Genomic DNA, 19536 nt, shown 5'->3' with positions numbered 1-19536 from the left:
GAGAGAGGATGAGCGACGATCGGAACGGTCGTATCAAAAGAAAAAGCCATATTGGTTGGTTGCGGGTCCAAACGGGACGAATGGGAGGTCCGCTCCTCTCTGGAGGAGTTGTCCCGTTTGGCCGATACGGCCCGCGCAGAAGTAGTGGCCACTTTTGTCCAATTTCGGGACAAGATCGATCCGGCCTGGTTCATCGGGCGCGGGAAAGCCGAAGAGATTGCGCGGGAAGCGGAGCAGCAAGCGGTCGATCTGGTCGTATTCGACCGGGAATTGACGCCGGCGCAATTGCACAACCTGGAACGGTTGATCCCCTGCAAGGTGATTGACCGCACCCAGCTGATTCTCGATATATTCGCCATGCGAGCCCAGACAAAAGAAGGGCGTCTGCAGGTGGAACTGGCACAACTGCAATACTTGCTGCCGCGTCTTTCGGGGCGGGGCAGGGAACTGTCCCGTTTGGGAGGCGGGATCGGCACGCGAGGTCCGGGGGAGACCCAACTGGAAACAGACCGGCGCCACATCCGGCGACGCATACGGGACATCCGGCGCGAATTGGAACAGGTGAAAAAACACCGGGCGTTGCACCAGACCCGACGCCGAAAAAACGAAATTCTGCAGGTTGCGCTTGTCGGGTATACCAATGCGGGGAAATCCACGTTGCTTAACCGGCTGACCGATTCGGACGTGTTGGCTGAAGACCGTCTGTTTGCCACGTTGGACCCGACTTCCCGGGCGTTGTCTTTGCCTTCGGGGGAGACGGTGCTGCTGACGGACACGGTCGGTTTTATCCGGCATCTGCCGCACCAATTGATAGCGGCATTTCGCTCCACATTGGAGCAGGTGAAAGAGGCTGATTTGCTGTTGCATGTAGTGGATATGAGTCACCCGGAAGCACAGGATCAAATTGAGGTGGTAGAAGCGGTCCTGGAGGAGTTGGGGGCGTCTCACCTGCCGGTGTTGTTGGTGTTCAACAAAGCGGACCAGGTGACGGAAGTGCCATTGTTGGCACCTGGTCGGGATGCAATCACCATCAGCGCATTTTCCGACAGAGACTTGGAACGCTTGGTGCATGCCATCGATGAAAGGTTGCATGAGACGGCCATCATCGGGCGGGCGGAGATCCCTGCGGAGAAAGGAGATTGGCTGGCTTTGCTTCACAGGCGGGCACAAGTACACGAAACGGAAATGGACGGTTCGTGCCTCAGGATTTCCTTTCGCATGCCCAAGCGGCACTTTGAGCGACTTCCCTCTGATTTACGGTCTCAAATTCATATTCTGTCAATGTAGAAGTGGTGTGGTAGAGTGGACAAGTATTTGAAGCATGCAGAGATCATCCAAAACTGGGCACGTCGCGCAGAGAAGAAAATCGCGCGGCGTCTCTCGGAAATTGAACGCGTGGTGGAAGAAAACCAATGGCGTGTTTTGACTGCTTTCCGTGAGGAAGGGATCGCCGAACATCATTTGCACGATTCCACCGGATACGGTTACGACGATCTGGGGCGTACCGCACTGGAATCGATCTTTGCCAAGGTGTTCGGAGCGGAGGCGGCACTCGTCCGCCCGCATATCGTTTCTGGCACGCATGCGATTGCCGCATGCCTGTTTGGTGTGCTCCGGCCGGGTGATGAATTGTTGTACATCACCGGCGAACCGTACGATACGCTGCATCAGGTGATCGGCACGGAACGGGACGGTTCCGGTTCGTTGGCCGACTACGACATCCGTTACCGTTTTGTACCGCTGTTACCGGACGGCGAAGTGGATACGGAAGGTGTACGGCGGGCGATCAACGAGCGGACACGTATGATCGGTATCCAACGATCTCGCGGATATACGGATCGCCCCTCATTTACCGTGGGGCAAATTGCCGAGATGGTTCGGTTGGTCCGGTCCCTTGTCCCCGATGCCGTGATTTTTGTGGACAACTGTTACGGCGAGTTTGTGGAAACAATGGAGCCGACGCATGTCGGGGCGGATTTGATTGCCGGGTCACTCATCAAAAACCCGGGTGGCGGTCTGGCCAAGTCAGGCGGTTACATCGCCGGAAAAAAAGTATGGGTGGAACGTGCCGCCGCCAGACTGGTGGCACCTGGTATTCGTGCGGAAGGCGGTGCCACACACGGGTATTTGCGCGATTACTTCCAGGGGTTGTTTTTGGCGCCGCACGTGGTGGGGGAAGCATTGAAAGGAGCGGTATTCGCGGCGGCCGTACTGGAGGAGGCGGGTTTTTCGACAGACCCCGGATGGGATTCACCAAGGACGGACATCATCCAGCAGATCCGGTTCGGCAACCCGGAGGCGTTGATCGCGTTTTGCCGGGGCATCCAAGCGGCGTCCCCGATTGATGCCCATTTGCGACCCGAGCCGGCACCTATGCCCGGTTATGATGATCCTGTGATCATGGCTGCGGGCACGTTTGTTCAGGGGGCGAGTATCGAGTTGTCCGCTGACGGGCCGCTCCGTCCGCCCTATGTGGGATTCATGCAGGGCGGGTTGACGTATGCGCATGTGAAAATCGGAATATTGACGGCCTTGGATCACATATTGGATGTCAGGAATGGAGGATAACATGGAAACAGTGGGATACGTGTTGGTGTGGGTGTTGGTTGTCGCTTGTTTTCTGGTCGGCTTCGTTGGACTGTTCATCTCGGTCTTGCCGGAGACCTTGGCGGTGTTGGCCGGGTTTGTCCTGTATCATTTTCTGATTGATCCCCATGTCCTGGGTTGGCCGTTTTGGACAGGTGTCATTCTCCTCACCGCCTTCAGTATGTTGATCGATTATATCGCGGGAGGGATTGCCGCTCGTAAATACGGAGCGTCCAAATGGGCTACTTGGGCGGCGATCATCGGAACGATTGTGTTTCCCATTCTGCTTGGTCCACTGGGGCTGATCGGATTGATTATCGGCCCGTTTGTGGCGGTGGTGCTGGTCGAACTTTTGCAACGCAAGCCGTTTGGCCAAGCGGTACGCGCCGGATTTGGCACATGGGTGGGGATGATCAGCGGCATCTTCTTTAAAGGTTTGATCATGGTGGTGATGATCGTCTGGTTCCTGATCTTGGTGTTATGAGGAGGATGTAAGACGTACTTCCGGGGAGTGTGGAAACATGGCCAACATCAAACAGATCGCTGAAATGGCCGGGGTGTCTGTAGCGACGGTATCGCGCGTATTGAACAACCGGCCATATGTGAGCGAGGAAAAGCGAAAAGCCGTGATGAAAGCTGTCCGGGAGTTGAACTATAAACAAAACATTCACGCCATCCATCTCAAAACGGGGAAGACCCAAACAGTTGGTGTGATTCTCCCGTTTGTCAACCATCCCTACTTCGGGGCGATCTTGGAAGGGATTGCAAGTGAAGCGCTGAAGGCGAACCACCGCTTGATCGTGTGTCAAACCAACTATGATCCCGATGAGGAAATCGGGCTGCTGGAATCACTCAAAATGAAGCAGATGGACGGTGTCATCATCTGTTCCAAAGCCGTCGATTGGGATCGCATCGAACCATTTGCGGTTCACGGGCCGATCGTGGCTTGTGAAGATACGGGCAATAGAGCCATCTCATCGGTATACATTGATCATTACGGCGGTTTTATGACGGGGATGCGGTATCTGATTGAGAAAGGGCACCGTCGCATCGGTTACTGTATCGGGCGCGGACATAGCTTCAACAGCCGAAACCGAAAACGGGCCTTTCACGACGCGTTGGAACAAATCGGGGAGGTTCCCCGCCGGGAGTGGATGTTTGAGCAGTGTTTGACGATCGAAGACGGGGTACGGGTTGTCCATGATTTGTCCGAAATGGAGGAACGCCCTTCGGCATTGTTGGTTTCATGCGATCAGGTGGCCGCGGGGATCATCATGGAGGCTCGCCGTCGGGGATGGCGGATTCCGGGAGATTTGGCGGTGATGGGATTTGATAACCATCCGATCGCACAAGTATTAGATTTGACCACGATCGAACACCCCGGACGCCGGATGGGGGAACACGCTTTTCGCTTGTTACTGTCCAGAATCGAGAAAGAACCATCGGAACCCGAGCGCGTCGAACTTCCCTACCGGTTGATCGAGCGAGGAACGGTATGAAGCGCCATCAAAAAGGCCGTTACCGAGCCGGATTACGTCCAGCTGGTAACGGCTTTTGTCTCTGAACGCTCCAATTGGGAAGAACATTGTATAGACAGGCTCAAGGTGAATCGAGATGCTCGTCAATTGAGCTGGCCAGTCGTTCACGCCGCTTGTTTTACTTCCTCCCAATATGCTTCCGCTTGTTTTTCATCGTACTGTTTCTCCCATTTGGACATCACAACGGCCGCCAGCGAATTGCCGCAGACGTTGACTGCCGTCCGGGCCATATCCATCAGTCGGTCGACACCAGCGATGAAGGCCAGCCCTTCCACCGGCAATCCCATCGCACCCAACGTAGCCAAGAGGACGACGAACGAGACGCCCGGTACGCCTGCGATCCCTTTGGAGGTGACCATCAAGGTCAGGAGCAAGGTGATTTGTTCACTCAACGACAGGTGAATGCCGTACATCTGGGCGATGAAGATGGCGGCAATCGCCTGATACAGTGTGGAGCCGTCCAAGTTGAATGAATATCCGGTCGGGATGACGAAGGATGTGATGGCCTTCGGACAACCGAATTTCTCCATTTTCTCCATCAGCTTCGGCAGTACCGTTTCCGAGCTGGCGGTGGAATAGGCCAAGATCAGCTCATCCTTCAGAATACGGATGATCCGGAAAATGCTCGTGCCGGCGATTTTGGCCGTCACGCCCAGTACGACCAAAACGAAGAAAATCATCGATGCGTACACGAGCAACACCAATTTGCTCAGCGGCACCAACGAATCCACGCCGAATTTGGAAACGGTAACCCCGATCAGGGCAAATACGCCGAACGGCGCAAATTTCATCACCTGATTGGTCACGTAGAACATCGCTTCAGCAGTTCCTTGGAAGAACTTCAATACCGGTTTTCCCTTGTCTCCGATGGCTGCCACACCCAATCCGAACAACACGGAAAAGAAAATGATGGACAACATGTGGCCTTCCGCCAGGGAGGTAAACAGGTTTTCCGGTACGATGTTAACGAAGGTATCGACAAACCCGTGATCTTCCACTTCCTTGGTGGTGGTTACATATTTTTGGATGTCTTCCTTATGCAGCGATTTCATATCCACGCCTGCACCGGGTTGGAATACATTTGCAGCAAACAGCCCAATAATCAGCGCGATTGTGGTGATGATTTCGAAATACAAAAGTGTTTTTCCGCCTAATTTTCCTAATTTTTTCATGTCCCCGACACCGGCGACGCCAACGACCAGGCTGGAGATGACGATCGGGATCACGATCATTTTGATCAACCGAATGAAGATGTCACCGATCGGCTTCAGATATTGTTCGACGGCAGGGTTTCCATAAAAAACAGCGCCTACCGTTATACCCAAGATTAATCCGATCAAGATTTGCCACGCGAGCCCCAGTTTCCGTTTTGCCACATTCTCTCCCTCCCGTTTGTCGACATGATCCTCTATTTTTACCGTGGGCAAAAAAATATTGCACACAATATAACATGTTAAATCAATTTTGGCTTTTGATCAAGCGAGGGGTTCTCCATCCCCCTTCCATTCGGGGATCGGCATGTGATAATGTGGGATCACAAGGCAGGAGAACGCTCCGGACAAAAAAGGATCAGTTGATTTTATGTCATTTTTTCTAACACCCATTGACAAATGAAATTGACATTAATACAATAGCAGTAAAGTCATGCAAGAGAGGAGGCGCCCACATGCGAGATGAGATCCGTAGGAACATGCCTCTGTTTCCCATGGGCATCGTGACGAAATTGACGGAACTCACTCCGCGGCAGGTGCGCTACTACGAGCAACAGGGTTTGATCCGACCTGCTCGGACAAAAGGAAATCAACGCCTGTTTTCCTTCAATGACGTTGATCGCTTGTTGCAAATCAAAAGCTTGATGGAAAAAGGCGTAAACGTAGCCGGCGTCAAGGAAGTGCTGTTGAAACAGACGGCGGAATCGACACAGCCTTCCAAAGAGAAACGTCGTCACGACATCACTGATGCCGAATTGCGTAAATTGTTGAAACGGCAACTGACTGAGTTGCGTCCGGGTCAAGCGCATTTGATCCAAGGAGAACTTTCCCGGTTTTTCCACTGATACCAACAAGCCATATGGCTTACCATAAACACATCAACAAAGGAGCGTTCTCTATGCCTCGATTCACACGTGAAGATATTCTGAAGTCTGTAGAAGAGAACAACGTCCAGTACATCCGCCTTCAGTTTACGGATCTGTTGGGCACGATCAAAAACGTGGAAATCCCGCGCAGCCAGCTGGAAAAGGCACTGGACAACAAAATGATGTTCGACGGTTCTTCGATCGAAGGATTTGTGCGGATTGAAGAATCCGATATGTATCTGTATCCGGATTTGGACACGTGGGTGATTTATCCATGGAGCTCGGGGTCTGAAGGGAAAGTGGCCGGACTCATTTGTGATGTTTATCTGCCGGATGGCAATCCGTTCCCGGGAGACCCGCGCGGCATCCTGAAAAAAGTGCTGAAAGAAGCCGAAGAAATGGGCTTCACTTCGTTCAACGTCGGTCCGGAACCGGAGTTCTTCCTCTTCAAAACCAACGAAAAAGGCGAACCGACGATGGACTTGAACGACAACGGCGGCTACTTTGACTTGGCACCCCTGGATCTGGGCGAAAACTGCCGTCGTGACATCGTCGTGACACTGGATAAGATGGGCTTCGAAGTGGAAGCTTCCCACCATGAAGTGGCGCCCGGTCAGCATGAAATCGACTTCAAATATGCCAACGCGGTGCGTGCGGCCGACAATATCCAGATCTTCAAGCTGGTGGTGAAAAACATCGCCCGCCGTTACGGTCTGCACGCAACCTTCATGCCGAAACCGCTGTTCGGTGTGAACGGTTCCGGTATGCACTGCCACCAATCCCTGTTCCGGGGCAATGAAAACGCCTTTTACGATGAAAACGACGAGCTGGGTCTGAGCGAAACCGCACGTCATTTCTTGGCTGGTATCTTGAAACATGCCCGCGCCTTTGCGGCGATCACCAACCCGTTGGTCAACTCCTACAAACGGTTGGTGCCGGGGTATGAAGCTCCTTGCTACGTGGCTTGGTCTCCGAAAAACCGCAGTCCGTTGGTGCGCGTACCGGCATCCCGCGGTTTGAGCACCCGGATCGAAGTGCGCAACCCGGACCCGTCCGCCAACCCGTATCTGGCTTTGGCCGTGATGCTCAAAGCAGGTTTGGACGGCATCAAAAACAAGCTGCCGCTGCCGCCGCAAACCGACCGCAACATCTACGTCATGGATGATGAAGAGCGTCGGGAAGCAGGCATCCAGTCCTTGCCGGCCACGCTGAAAGAAGCGTTGGAAGAGCTGAAAAAAGACCCGGTTATCTGCGAAGCGCTCGGCGAACATGCGCTGGCCCACTTCATCGAAGCCAAAGAGATCGAGTGGGATATGTTCCGCACGCAAGTTCATCCTTGGGAGCGGGAACAATACCTGACCCTGTACTAATCCGACAAAAAAGACACCCCCTGCAGTAAGCAGGAGGTGTCTTTTTTTGATGAGATTCTCCCGAAAATAACTGGACATCGGGAAGGAGTTCGATTAGGATTAAAAGTGTGACCATTTAATGATAATGATTTTCAAATTCATCATGATAGGTGCGGGGGTTGACGCGCAATCCGCTGAAGGTGTTCAGCGTATTGGGCGTTTCCTCCTGCACAATCTCGCATGGCGGGGATATGAGGATTCCCTGATCGAGGAGGGTGTAAATATGAACGAAACGCATTTTGGTGCCCGGGATCTGTCGTTGGCGTACGGAAAAAAACGGATTATTGAAGCACTCAACATCGATATCCCCATCGGTTACATCACGGCGCTGATCGGCCGTAACGGCTCCGGCAAATCGACCCTGCTCAAGGCGATGGCACGGCTCATCCAACCGCATGGAGGAGCTGTCTATATCAATGGCCAATCGATCCATGCGATGCCGACACGGGAAGTATCCCGACGTCTGGCCATTTTACCGCAACATCCCCAATCTCCCGAAGGGTTGACGGTGGAGGAGCTGGTGTGGCACGGACGATTTCCGCACCAGTCAGTTTGGGGAGGTAAGCGCAAGGAAGACCGTCAAATCGTCCAATGGGCGATGGAGATGACGGGTGTGTCGGAATGGGCTGACCGTCCCCTTTCCTCTCTATCCGGCGGTCAGCGGCAACGGGCGTGGATCGCCATGGCACTCGCGCAAAAAACACCGCTGTTGCTGTTGGACGAACCGACAACGTATCTTGATTTGGCCTATCAGATCGAAGTGCTGGATCTTCTGAAACGGTTGAACGAAACGGAAGGAATCACCGTGGTGATGGTTTTACATGATATCAACCAAGCGGCCCGCTATGCCCATCAGCTCATCGCTCTTCGAGACGGCAAAGTGGTGGCACAGGGTACACCGTCATCCGTGATCACCCCGGAAACCCTTGAATCCGTCTTCGGTATTCAGGCTAGAGTGATTGCCGATCCCGTGACTGGTCACCCGATGTGTATTCCCCTCTCTTCTGCATCCAGGAAGAAGATGAAACAACCCGTGGCGCTGGGGCAATAAAGGACGGATTGAATGAAGCGGCAGGAGGGTTGGAATACTTGGGGTGAGGGAGATGACTTGCGATGAGTGGCGAGCGCATCGAGAACGGTGAAAACGCTGTTGGTTCTGCCCAGTGATACCAATTCCTATGGTACCATTTTCGGGAGACAGGTATTGGCGTTGATCGATGAAGTGGCCGCCATTGCAGCGATGAGACATTGCAAACAACTGGTAGTGACTGCGTCGATCGACTCGGTGGATTTCTTAAATACGGCGCGTTTGGGTGACATTTTGACAGTGGAAGCGTTTGTAACCTGGACGGGAAACGCCTCGATGGAAGTATATGCGGAAGTCGTTCCCGAGAATCGGACCGGAGAGAAGAACCTGACCACCACTTCTTTTGTCACCATGGTGGCGATCGACAAAGAAGGAAAACCCGTGGCAGTGCCATCCGTTATACCGGAAACGGACAAAGAAAAGCGTCTTCACCAATCCGCTGTGCAACGCCGGCAACTGCGGGTCGAGCGAAGAAAGAGGCAGGAGGGTTTACATTAGGATTTGTCTGATCCCGACGGAGATTGGTACTTACTGATCGGTGTATTTCCTCTGTTTTCGCCTTACGCTTCCGTTTATACATACAAAGAAACCCGGCCAGGCTCTCACAACCTGGATGGTTTTTTTCATCTTATATCCAGCTTTTTTGGCATCCTCTTCGTTCCAATAGCACCCATTGTTCTATGGAAATCTCTTGATTGCAGTTTATTCGTTCTCTTCGGTCTCATTGTTACCAGCATAAAGCGATAGATTAAATTTTCTCAATTTTCCCCACCTTATTGTCAGAAGTTTGGCATTTCGCTACATTTATACCGTTCACTCTGTTTCACCCTGCCATTTTCATCAAATGGGAGTCTGGAGGGGGAAAATATGAAGAAAGCATTGGAAAAAAGAGAAATTCCGCGGATGGGCACATCGGTTACCTTCTTAGGCTTCGGCGCTTTGGAAATCGGGCGAGACTGGGGACTGGGGGACGGCCGGGAAAGGCAAAGGCCTGATGAAAAACAAGCGGGAAAAGTGCTTCATACCGTTCTGGACTTGGGGATCAATCTCATCGATACGGCCAGTGCTTACCATCGTAGTGAAGAGCGAATCGGCAAATTTTTGTCCTCCCGTCGCCATGAATTCATTCTTGCCACCAAATGTGGAGAACACAGCAATGAACCGGATACGTATTACGATTTTTCTTACCGAGCGGTTAAAGAATCGATCGATCGCAGCTTAAAGCGGCTGCAAACGGATGTGATCGACATCATGCAAATCCACTTTGGGCCTAATTCGGAACAAGTAATCGAAGAAGGGGAAACGCTGGCCGCAATGAAAGATGCGCAAAAGGAAGGGAAAATCCGCTACCTTGGCGCTTCGATCGATGGGGAATTGGCCACCCTCTTGATCGAATCGGGAGAATTTGACGTGATGCAATTGGGATATAACCTGCTAGATCAAACAAATGAAAAAAACATCGCCCTTTGCCTTGAAAAAGGAATCGGCGTATTTATTCGTTCTGGGCTCGCTGCTGGATTGCTATCCTCACGAGTGTTGCCGCATCTGAATGAAGAGTTTACGCACAAGAAAAAAGTGCTCGCCCTTTTGGAACTAGTCGGAGGGGACGGTGACAAATTAACTGCCCTGGCGCTTCAATTCCTGTACCGGAATCCGGGGATTAACTCCGTTTTGGTTGGTACCAAACAGCCGGAACGGATCCAGCAAAACATCGATCTGTTGGAACAGGAGATTTCCGACGATCTGATACAGAAAGCGCTGGAAATTGTAAACGAGTAACCTTCTTGTTGCATATAGCCTACATCTGGCTCTGTAAATAAGATGATTAGGCGTGATCCCAGACGTTACACGGAGTCATCCGCTTAGGTTGGTAATGCGACAGGGCGGGTGACTTCATTTTCGATGATGTGATGATGTACGTTGTCACTCGCGATCAGTTTCATTATGTACGTCGTGGGTACTCCCAGGATCGGCAACCGTCGAAAGACGGGCTTGCCGTTTTTTGCTGTAGCTAACTTGCTGACAGCGTGGTACCGTCTCTCATCATCTTGCTGATTTTTTGCATATCGTCAGGTTTGGCTGCCACGTCGATGACACTTCCTTCAGCTGAGTTTGTCCAAATAATTCTATGCCACCAAGGTGGAGGAGAGCATCAAGGTGGAGAACTCTCCAGATCCGTTGGAGGTGGCCCGGGAGATTATTAAGGCGAAAGGAGAGCCTCCCGGTAGGAAGAGACTGATGGAGATCGCCCAGTGTTCCGAATGGAGGGCTAGGAAAGCGCGGATCGGTTAGTCGTACATTGGGAACAAAGGTGAGGGGAGACTTCACGAAGGCTTGTAGGACCTTTTTTCGCTTCTCCCGAAATCTCTGCTGATTTCGTCATTTTAAGGGTGAATGATTATCGAAAAGCACAACAATGGTATCAAGAGAAATTGGGGCTTACCTCCACTTTTGATGAAAATGAAAAGTATGTCGTATTAGATCTTGCTGGTACGTCTCTTACCTTACATGAGCTTTCTGATCAAGAAAACAAAGTGGGAAAAGAGTGGTCGAGCACTTACCCAATCCTATATACGAATGAGATCGAACAAGCTCATCAATATTTGGGGGAACAACAAGTAGAGGTAGAACCAATCCAGGAAGCAGGTAATGTACGCTTCTTCGGTTTCTACGATCTTGATGCCAATCGGTTAGAAGTCTGCTGTTATTAAACGGTTGTGATCTAAAGGGGTACGTCAACCAAAAGCGATGACGATTGACTCTTCGCGTATGGGCGCTGAGGGGGGTATCTATTGATTTATGAAATGACTGTTCAAGTTCGTGTTACGGACATAAAAGAAGGTCAAAAGTGGTATCAAACATTACTTAATAAAAAACCTGATTTCATACCACACGAAGGATTTGCAGAGTGGGAGCTTATTTCTGGGTGTTGGTTACAAGTGGCTGAAGGAGTACCAACAGAAGGTAGTGGACCAATCCGTTTAGGTGTTACGGATATAGAAGCCGAGCGGGATAGGATAAAAAAGAATTAAATGTCGAGAGCTTTGAAATATATTCAAGAGAAGAAGTTCCTGTTAAATGGGGTACTTTTACTGACCCCTGGGAAAATCGTATTGGTTTCTTTGAATACTTGAGTCAGATAGAAAAAACGAACGGATTAAAACTGTTTTAGGGAAAAATAAAATTTTATAAAAAGATGATGTTTAGTAGGTAAGTCTGCCTTTGAGAATAAACACCCCGGCGTACCTGTAAATGACCTTAATCGTAAACGGTTGTAAGATCAAGCAAAAAGCCATTGAGTCTATGAAGTACTCCTTCGTAGGTTTCAGTGGCTTTTTGTGGGGTCACTGTCACCAAAAAATAAAGAAAAAGATAGGGCTGTACCCCTGACCTATTTAATAGGTTGCGTCAATTTTGTTTTCATCGGCCCTCTTGCACTAAGAAATCGCGGCAGGGTGAGGACATCATGAAGAAATACCCGAACACCCAAGACTAAAGGCCGCCCAGCCTTTTCATTAATACATCATCTCACTTGACTTAAACGGATCAGGATGCCGGCTTTGTCGTCCGATGTTTGAGTCTGGGGACTCGTTTACAGTCCGGATCCTCTGAATTCCAAACTGGAACAGCCTTTCGGCATATGCGTTCAGTCCTTCCCGGGCGATTGCAAGGACGAAATCCTCTGTCATCAAGATGTCTGCAAAACCGAAGTAAAACCCGTCCGATACTAGCAGAAGGGTGGCAAGATTGCTGCGTGCCAACCTACCACTCGAGGTGGTCCATCAGCGCAGGATCTCCGTTAATGCAGCTGTATCCGCCCGGTTTGTTGGCCATCCGCCGGTTTAAGCGGATTTTCTCACGGACTTCTTCAGGCAATTTTCCGTTGGTCCGACTAAAATGGTGCTCCTTCCACAGTTCAATCACTTGGCGGTCATGATCATCCACCGAATCCCGTGTCACCGTCCGCCCGGTTTGGTCCCTGTAGAGGGCATAAATCATGCAGTCGCCGCTTTGCACCCACTCGATGTGGTGTTCTCCGATTTGGACCACGGCATGTGCCGCGGCCCATAGCGCTTCGGTCTTTTGCAGATCAATCCCTTGATCGTGCATCACCTGCCGAAGCCGTTCATTGGCTTGCAGCGTAGCCTGGAACAGGTCAGTTTCCGATCCAGGTTTAGAAAATGTTCAGCCACTGTTTTCGCTACGATCGCCCCGCCCGTAAGACCGTTCTCATCCCTGAAACGGTCCAGACTGGTGTCTCCGTCCGCCACACCGTACAAACCGAGCGACTGATCTATTATGAGCCGATTTTCATTGCAGAAGCCCTGACCCTGTATCCATACCGTTTCAACAGACGGCATCGAGACACTCCATTTCGTTTTGATCCCCTATGAAGCCACTTTTTTCCAGAGTGGCCCCATATTTCGCTTTTGGATCTAAATCCATCCCAATATGATTACCTCCTCCATTCATGAGAAAACTGAATCTTAGATCAAACCATACAACATTGTGGACCTTACGAAGTACAACTGTATAAGCTGGTTTCTTGTGGTTCTAAGCGTATGTGGCACTTATAGAACATGCACAAAAGTTAGGGGGCTTTATTATTTACATTCATCCCCCTGACCGATCCATCAAGCGATTACCGACCGGATTTTGCACCATCTGCAGATGTCCACTCGTTGTGTTTCACTACAGGTTATCTTATAACTTTCGAATATCAGACACCCGTAGGCGACCTCTTTAAGTTCCTTTGTCGTGTTGATGAGATTGATTGAATTAGCGCAAAGTGAATTGGCTAACAGGCCAACTTTAAATCAGCCAATGGGGTTTACACCGCAGTTGTTAGAGTACATGCTTAGAGGATCTGGATACCGTTAACCATATGCGGGAGGATTTGCCAGACGGGGTTGCCGAGCTTGAACGGGAGATTATCCGGGAGAGAACGCAGGCTGGCTTGGCTGCGGCTCGTGCAAGAGGGAAATTGGGCGGACGGCCACGGGTGATGGATGAACGGAAAGTGAAAATGGCTCAATCTCTCTTATGAAGACTCCAATCTTTCCATCCAAGAAATTTGTGAAACGCTTCAGGTGTTCAAGGCGACACTTTACCGGTATCTGAACAAAAATAGTCACACCATGAAAACTGATACACAAAAAGCCACTCTTTTCTAGAGATTATTGACAAAGCTTTGTATCTGTAAGTATATAGAAGATGGATCGATATCTTTAATGAAACAGGTTAATTAAATGGGGTATATCTTGTGAATATTTATGATTATCTTGAGCGAATGCAAAATGAATTGCTTTATGACGATTTATTACAAATTGAACAAAAGTATTACTCTTTATGTTCCCAGTTAGCTGGTGCAGAAGAAGCTAAAAAAATTGAAAAGATAAATCTGGATAAGCTTCAACAACTTTTGGAGATAGGGCTTACTAAATCAATAAAATTAGCTCATGATTATTCGGCGAAAGCCATCTATTATGAATATGACTTAGACAACGAGTGGAGTAGTCATTTTTTTATCTGCACGAATTATCATCCGTTATTAGAGCAGGACGATGATTGGGCTTGCGATTGGGTAGAGGAATTAAAAGGTCCAGATATAGTTGAATTTGCTCATATCTATTCCGAAAATGGTTTTGATAAAACGGAAAAGGCAGTGGGTATTACTCTTTATTTGGTCGCTAGAACAGTAGTTGTTTTTGCAAAGGCTTCACGAAAAGTAAAAAGCAAAATCCCGATATGTATCGCCTTTCACGACCAAGACCCAATCATGAGAATAATAGAATAGATAGGATTACTGCCGTGGTTCAAAACGTCAAAAAACTGGCTTTGCTTCTCTAGAAGAGAGGAAAACAATTGCTTAGGAAGCTGGAGACCCTGGAGGCTACGATCTTTTGATCAGAATAGCTGATATACAAAAGGTCATTCTGTTATATCTTTTCAATAATACAATCTATAATATATACTAAGAATATAAACCTATTTCCCAACTTTCTAACCTTTATTTTCCTGAAAATACTAATCTAAAAAGGTGGGGAGTTTTATTGAAACGCTTTGGTTCGCTTCGTTCGTTTCGTTCGTTTCTGTTTCTGGCGCCCTTGGTCTTCGTCATGGTGGCTTGCAATCAACAAACAGCAACCGCTCCCAAGTCGGATGCCCAAAAGGTAAACCAGGTCGAAATCTTCAGTTGGTGGACGGGTGCCGGAGAAGAAGACGGACTGAAAGCATTGATCAAGCTTTTTAAAGAAAAAAATCCCGACATTGAAGTCATTAACGCTGCCGTGGCCGGCGGCGCCGGTACCAACGCCAAAACGGTGTTGGCCACGAGAATGCAAGGAAACGATCCTCCGGATACCTTCCAAGTGCACGGGGGAGCCGAACTGAATGACAGTTGGGTCGCGGCCGGAAAAATGGAACCCTTAAACGATTTTTACAAACAACAAGGCTGGACAGACAAATTTCCCCCTGCCCTAATCAACCTTGTCAGCAAAGGCGGCAACATCTATTCCGTCCCAGTGGACATCCATCGCGGCAATGTGTTGTGGTACAACAAAAAAATCTTTGACCAATATGGTTTAAAACCCCCCACCACATTTGATGAATTTTTCAAAGTGGCGGATACCTTGAAAGCGAAAGGGATCACTCCTTTGGCACTGGGAGACAAGGAACCTTGGACCGCTACCCAACTCTTTGAAAATATTCTCCTTGGTACCTTGGGTCCCAACGACTACGATAAATTATGGAATGGCCAACTTTCCTTTGAAGACCCACGCATCAAACAAGCGCTTGCCACCTTCAAAAAAATGTTGACTTACGTGAACCAGGACCATGCCGCGCGTAACTGGCAAGATGGCGTTCAATTGGTCGGAAAAGGAGAGGCCGCCATGAACGTCATGGGGGATTGGGCCAAAGGATATTTGACCAATGATCTGAAACTGAAGCCAAAGCAAGATTTTGGCTGGGCTCCCTTCCCGGGCACGAACGGCACCTTTGTCATCATCACTGACACCTTCGGCTTACCCAAAGGGATTAAACACCCCGAGGCAACCAAAAAGTTCTTGGCCGTGCTCGGCTCGGTGGAAGGGCAAGATGCATTCAACCCGCTCAAAGGCTCCATCCCGGCCCGGTTGGATGCCGATCCGAAAAAATATGATGTCTATGGTCAACAAACCATGAAGGATTTCAAAAACTCCAAATTGGTTCCAAGTTTGGCACATGGCTCTGCCGCTCCGGAAGGATTTGTCACTCAATTCAACCAATTGATCAACACCTTTGTCACGCAAGGGAACATCGATCTCGCCATTCAAATGATGAAGCAAGATGCCACGGCCAACCTGGGAGTGAAATAACCATGAAATTCCGATTCAGGTGGCAGGTTTCCTGCTGCCTGATTTTTCTTGAAGGAGGAACTTGTCATGGCTCAAGCATCTCCATTCACGACACCCCAAACCCACCCGAAAAAAAGAAGCGGACGAAATCGCGAAAAGTGGATCGCCTTCCTGTTTCTTTTGCCCTCGATCCTAGCCATCGCCATTTTTGTCTACGGTTTTATCGGTTGGACCGGCTACATTTCTCTGAGCAAATGGAACACCTTTGTCCAAGATCTCACCTTTAGCGGCCTGGGCAACTACCGGTTCCTGTTCAACGACTTCCGTTTTCAGTCAGACCTGCGAAACACGATCATCTTTACCGTTTTGTTCACTCTCCTTTGTATTGGATTGGGGCTGTTTCTCGCTGTTTTGTTGGATCAAAAAATCAAATGGGAAGGTCTGTTTCGCAACATTTTCATTTTCCCGATGGCTTTATCGTTCATCGTGACCGGCGTTGTTTGGCAGTGGATCTTTAATCCGAGCACCGGCATCAACTTGATTTTGAAAAAAATCGGAATCACCGATCCGCCACTTTGGTATGTCCAGACCAGAGTGGTCCTCCCTCTACATATTGGACAAATCCAGTTCGGGGTCCCAATGGCATTGATCGCCGTTGTGATCGCAGCGGTTTGGCAGTTATCCGGCTTCACCATGGCCATGTATCTGTCCGGCCTCCGCTCCATCCCAGATGAATTAAAAGAAGCGGCGCGGGTGGACGGGGCCACTGAATGGCAAACCTTCCGCTATATCCTATTGCCGCAACTCAAACCGATTACGTTTAGCGCCGTCGTCATCTTGGGCCACATTTCACTCAAAATTTTTGACCTGATTTACGCGATGACCGGACCCGGTGCCGCTTTCGTCACCGACATGCCGGGCCTTTACATGGTGGAAACAACGTTTAAAGGGAGCCATTATGCACAAGGGGCTAGCATTGCCATCATCATGTTGCTACTTGTTTCTCTCCTGATCGTTCCCTATCTGATCTTTACCTTCAGAAAGGAGGAAACCGCATGACCCTCTCCCGCACAGGTCAAATCATCCTTTATGCAATCCTCATCATTCTGGCCCTGCTTTTCCTCACGCCCATCTATATTATGGTTATTACCAGTATCAAGCCGATCAATGAAGCTACTTTATCCGGGATGTGGAAGCTTCCCAGCCACGTGGATTTGGAAAGTTACCAGATCGCCTTTGAGAAACTGTCTCCCAACATCCTAAACAGTTTTTATCTGGTCATTCCGGCCACCATCCTTTCCGCGGTTTTGGGTTCACTGAACGGCTATATCCTTTCCAAATGGCGCTTTCCCGGCTCCAATATCCTTTTCACCTTGATTTTGTTTGGCATGTTCATACCATACCAGAGCATCTTGATCCCACTCATCCAGTTTTTGCAAAAAATCCAGCTTTACAATACCATTCCCGGACTGATTCTCGTACACGTCGTTTACGGAATTCCGATCACCACCCTAATTTTCCGCAATTTCTACGCCAACATTCCGACGGAAATGATCGAAGCAGCCAAAATCGACGGCAATGGCATTTGGGGCATCTATCAGCGGATCATCCTGCCCCTGTCGATTCCGGGGTTTGTCGTCGTAGGCATCTGGCAATTCACCCAGATTTGGAATGAATTTTTGTTTGCTGTCACCATCACCAACACCTCGCAACAACCGATCATGGTCGCCTTGCAAAACTTGTCGGGCAGCCAGATCATCCAGTGGAATATCCAGATGGCCGGTGCATTGCTGGCAGCACTCCCGACTTTAATCGTCTACATTTTTCTAGGAAAATATTTCATCCGGGGATTATTGGCCGGATCGCTCAAAGGCTAGAAAGATCCCGACAAAATAAAGAAAGAAAAACAGCTGAACAGGAGAATTAATCCATGAAACAAATTGAAGTCGTCGGCGCCGTCATTTTAAACGGGCAAGGGAAAATTCTCTGCGCCCGGCGATGTCCGCTCCACTTTTGTGGGGGTTTCCCGGTGGAAAAATCAAGCCGGGCGAATCGGCAGAAGAAGCGCTCATCCGGGAAATCAAGGAAGAAATCGGATGCACAATTTTGGTGCATCAATTGGTCGAAGACACTACTAACTTCGCTTCCCATGCCATCATCCGCCTGCGCACCTACCAGGCCCGGATCAGCGACGGAATCCCCCGTTCAATAGATCATGGTGGGTTCCGCAGGTCAACACACCATTAGTATCCGGTTTGCTGGTATGGCAGATGGTAAGGAAGTATTGGCTGAGAAAACGGTGAACGTCACAGTTCCTGGTCTGAAAGTGAATCATGAGGAGAAAAGTGGAAAGCACGAAATCAGTGGGATGATTGAGTACGCCAAACACGCCAAAGGTTCTTGGCACATCGACGTGCGTTATCCGAGAGATTTCAAGGGTTTTGTAGAAGTGAAAATGGACAATGTGGAAGGACACCCTTTCGCTCACATGTTTGACCTGAAACCGGGCGTGTATGTGGGACACGGGACATTTTTATGGAGAGGTGGATGGTGAGTACGTATCTCTCGCTGGCTGGACCCACTTCGAAGTCAAAGCTGATAACAACGGTAAAGGTGGCAATGACAACGGCGGCAACAATGGCGGAAACAACAACGGCAACAACAACGGAAGCAACAATGGCAATAGCGGTGGAACCACCCAGGCGTCCAGCCAGCCGTCCGGGGAATCCGCCAGTGAAACAACCATGGCGGCAATTCCGGTCAAGATGGTAAACTGCCGAAAACGGCTACCACCTACCCGACCGGTACCATGGCCGGTCTTGCGCTCTTAGCTGTCGGTCTGGCTCTGCTGAAAGTTCGCCGCACCGACTGATCGCGGCAAACGAAAAAGAGCCGAACGGGAATGAACCGACGGCTCTTTTTTAATACTAATCATATGAAGGATGAAAATCACTAGACAGTATACGTCCGCAAATGATGATTAGCGGACATTGTAAAACGAAAAACTGTTAGAGTCACTGTGCAACGTGGTGGCCAACGTCTACCAATCGGACGCCGTACAGCGTCATAGTTTCCCCTGCAACTCTTTCCACAGGTTCACCATAAGGACGGAAAAGCCTCTGATGATAAAGTAACCAGCCAAAAATACTCCCGACCATCGTGGTCCAACCGGAACCGGATAAAGCAATACACCCGAACCCATGGCAATGTATAGCAGAGGACCCGCCATCCACCGCCATTTCAGCCAGAGTCGCAGTATCCCCCAATGCCATCGTTCTTGATCCAACCTGCGTGCCACCCCCGATTATAAGTTAACAGATCAACAGTGTGACAACATCAGCTTTTGAGATGAAATGAAACTCTGATCCCTTTTCAAAAGTATACCCCCATAACCCCTGGTCTGCTTTGAGGAAGCCACTCTGCATAAGAGTGATTTTTTCTCGTCTCAAAAACGATCGTTTTTGAGACCTTTCGACGAAGCCCCTTTTCCCCAATTATGACG

General features: G+C 49.7%; 23 protein-coding genes. 19 read left to right on the top strand and 4 right to left on the bottom strand.

Features of this window, described 5'->3' with window-relative positions:
• The first annotated feature begins 51 nt into the window (after positions 1–51).
• The 4 genes from hflX to KI215_RS08740 are packed head-to-tail and all read left to right on the top strand — an operon-like array spanning position 52 to position 4085.
• Entirely contained in the window at positions 52–1287 is a 1236-nt protein-coding gene (hflX, locus tag KI215_RS08755; RefSeq protein WP_246512066.1) for a GTPase HflX, read from the top strand.
• A 15-nt stretch (positions 1288–1302) separates the two neighbouring features.
• Positions 1303–2568, top strand: coding sequence for a methionine gamma-lyase family protein (locus tag KI215_RS08750; protein WP_212772379.1), 1266 nt, complete (start codon positions 1303–1305; stop codon positions 2566–2568).
• 1 nt (position 2569) lies between these two features.
• Entirely contained in the window at positions 2570–3070 is a 501-nt protein-coding gene (locus tag KI215_RS08745; protein ID WP_212772378.1) for a DUF456 domain-containing protein, read from the top strand.
• 37 nt (positions 3071–3107) lie between these two features.
• On the top strand, positions 3108–4085 hold the full coding sequence (locus KI215_RS08740) for a LacI family DNA-binding transcriptional regulator (RefSeq protein ID WP_212772377.1): 978 nt from the start codon (positions 3108–3110) through the stop codon (positions 4083–4085).
• Positions 4086–4228: 143 nt separating this feature from the next.
• Here the strand turns inward: KI215_RS08740 and gltP are convergent, their stop codons facing one another.
• A complete protein-coding gene (gltP, locus tag KI215_RS08735; RefSeq protein WP_212772376.1) occupies positions 4229–5500 on the bottom strand; it encodes a glutamate/aspartate:proton symporter GltP in 1272 nt (423 codons plus the stop codon).
• A 290-nt stretch (positions 5501–5790) separates the two neighbouring features.
• Between gltP and KI215_RS08730 the strand changes: the two genes are divergently transcribed.
• From KI215_RS08730 to KI215_RS16320, 7 genes are all read left to right on the top strand, one after another.
• On the top strand, positions 5791–6180 hold the full coding sequence (locus tag KI215_RS08730; protein ID WP_212772375.1) for a MerR family transcriptional regulator: 390 nt from the start codon (positions 5791–5793) through the stop codon (positions 6178–6180).
• Between the two features lie 53 nt (positions 6181–6233).
• A complete protein-coding gene (glnA, locus tag KI215_RS08725) occupies positions 6234–7571 on the top strand; it encodes a type I glutamate--ammonia ligase (RefSeq protein WP_212772374.1) in 1338 nt (445 codons plus the stop codon).
• A 262-nt stretch (positions 7572–7833) separates the two neighbouring features.
• Positions 7834–8661, top strand: coding sequence for an ABC transporter ATP-binding protein (locus KI215_RS08720; RefSeq protein ID WP_212772373.1), 828 nt, complete (start codon positions 7834–7836; stop codon positions 8659–8661).
• A 66-nt stretch (positions 8662–8727) separates the two neighbouring features.
• The gene (locus KI215_RS08715; protein ID WP_212772372.1) at positions 8728–9195 is read left to right on the top strand and encodes an acyl-CoA thioesterase; all 468 of its coding nucleotides are present in this window, start codon (positions 8728–8730) and stop codon (positions 9193–9195) included.
• Positions 9196–9564: 369 nt separating this feature from the next.
• Positions 9565–10476, top strand: a complete 912-nt coding sequence (locus KI215_RS08710) for an aldo/keto reductase (protein WP_212772371.1) — start codon at positions 9565–9567, stop codon at positions 10474–10476.
• A 584-nt stretch (positions 10477–11060) separates the two neighbouring features.
• Positions 11061–11408, top strand: coding sequence for a VOC family protein (locus KI215_RS08705; RefSeq protein ID WP_338048341.1), 348 nt, complete (start codon positions 11061–11063; stop codon positions 11406–11408).
• A gap of 81 nt (positions 11409–11489) precedes the next feature.
• Entirely contained in the window at positions 11490–11729 is a 240-nt protein-coding gene (locus KI215_RS16320; RefSeq protein ID WP_420830099.1) for a VOC family protein, read from the top strand.
• Positions 11730–12459: 730 nt separating this feature from the next.
• Here the strand turns inward: KI215_RS16320 and KI215_RS08695 are convergent.
• Both KI215_RS08695 and KI215_RS08690 read right to left on the bottom strand, forming a co-directional pair.
• Entirely contained in the window at positions 12460–12810 is a 351-nt protein-coding gene (locus KI215_RS08695) for a hypothetical protein (protein ID WP_212772369.1), read from the bottom strand.
• Positions 12807–13058, bottom strand: a complete 252-nt coding sequence (locus tag KI215_RS08690; RefSeq protein WP_212772368.1) for a hypothetical protein — start codon at positions 13056–13058, stop codon at positions 12807–12809. The genes KI215_RS08695 and KI215_RS08690 overlap by 4 nt, the downstream gene beginning before the upstream one ends.
• 536 nt (positions 13059–13594) lie before the next feature.
• Here KI215_RS08690 and KI215_RS16110 point away from each other — a divergent pair.
• From KI215_RS16110 to KI215_RS08655, 7 genes are all read left to right on the top strand, one after another.
• A complete protein-coding gene (locus KI215_RS16110; RefSeq protein WP_275956692.1) occupies positions 13595–13744 on the top strand; it encodes a recombinase family protein in 150 nt (49 codons plus the stop codon).
• A gap of 216 nt (positions 13745–13960) precedes the next feature.
• Complete coding sequence (locus tag KI215_RS08680) at positions 13961–14494, top strand: hypothetical protein (protein ID WP_212772366.1); 534 nt, start codon at positions 13961–13963, stop codon at positions 14492–14494.
• Positions 14495–14816: 322 nt separating this feature from the next.
• Positions 14817–16055, top strand: coding sequence for an ABC transporter substrate-binding protein (locus KI215_RS08675; protein ID WP_212775137.1), 1239 nt, complete (start codon positions 14817–14819; stop codon positions 16053–16055).
• 66 nt (positions 16056–16121) lie between these two features.
• Positions 16122–17093: a carbohydrate ABC transporter permease gene (locus KI215_RS08670; RefSeq protein WP_212772365.1), complete on the top strand. Its 972-nt coding sequence runs from the start codon at positions 16122–16124 to the stop codon at positions 17091–17093.
• On the top strand, positions 17090–17911 hold the full coding sequence (locus KI215_RS08665; protein WP_212772364.1) for a carbohydrate ABC transporter permease: 822 nt from the start codon (positions 17090–17092) through the stop codon (positions 17909–17911). Before KI215_RS08670 ends, KI215_RS08665 begins: the two co-directional genes overlap by 4 nt.
• Before the next feature lie 121 nt (positions 17912–18032).
• Positions 18033–18281, top strand: coding sequence for an NUDIX domain-containing protein (locus KI215_RS08660; RefSeq protein WP_212772363.1), 249 nt, complete (start codon positions 18033–18035; stop codon positions 18279–18281).
• 16 nt (positions 18282–18297) lie between these two features.
• Positions 18298–18588 carry a hypothetical protein gene (locus KI215_RS08655; protein WP_212772362.1) on the top strand — a complete coding sequence of 97 codons (291 nt, stop codon included), beginning with the start codon at positions 18298–18300 and terminating at the stop codon, positions 18586–18588.
• Here the strand turns inward: KI215_RS08655 and KI215_RS08650 are convergent.
• The gene (locus KI215_RS08650) at positions 18568–18798 is read right to left on the bottom strand and encodes a hypothetical protein (RefSeq protein WP_212772361.1); all 231 of its coding nucleotides are present in this window, start codon (positions 18796–18798) and stop codon (positions 18568–18570) included. The two genes, KI215_RS08655 and KI215_RS08650, sit on opposite strands and share 21 nt — an antisense overlap.
• Before the next feature lie 9 nt (positions 18799–18807).
• On the opposite strand from KI215_RS08650, the gene KI215_RS16315 reads away from it, so the two are divergent.
• The gene (locus tag KI215_RS16315; protein WP_212775136.1) at positions 18808–18906 is read left to right on the top strand and encodes an LPXTG cell wall anchor domain-containing protein; all 99 of its coding nucleotides are present in this window, start codon (positions 18808–18810) and stop codon (positions 18904–18906) included.
• The last annotated feature ends 630 nt before the right edge of the window (positions 18907–19536 follow it).

The sequence above is a fragment of the Polycladomyces abyssicola genome, assembly GCF_018326425.1.
GTDB classification, from domain to species: domain Bacteria; phylum Bacillota; class Bacilli; order Thermoactinomycetales; family JIR-001; genus Polycladomyces; species Polycladomyces abyssicola.
The sequence above is the reverse complement of the archived record's forward strand: the minus strand, read 5'-3'. Positions and strand labels throughout refer to the sequence as shown.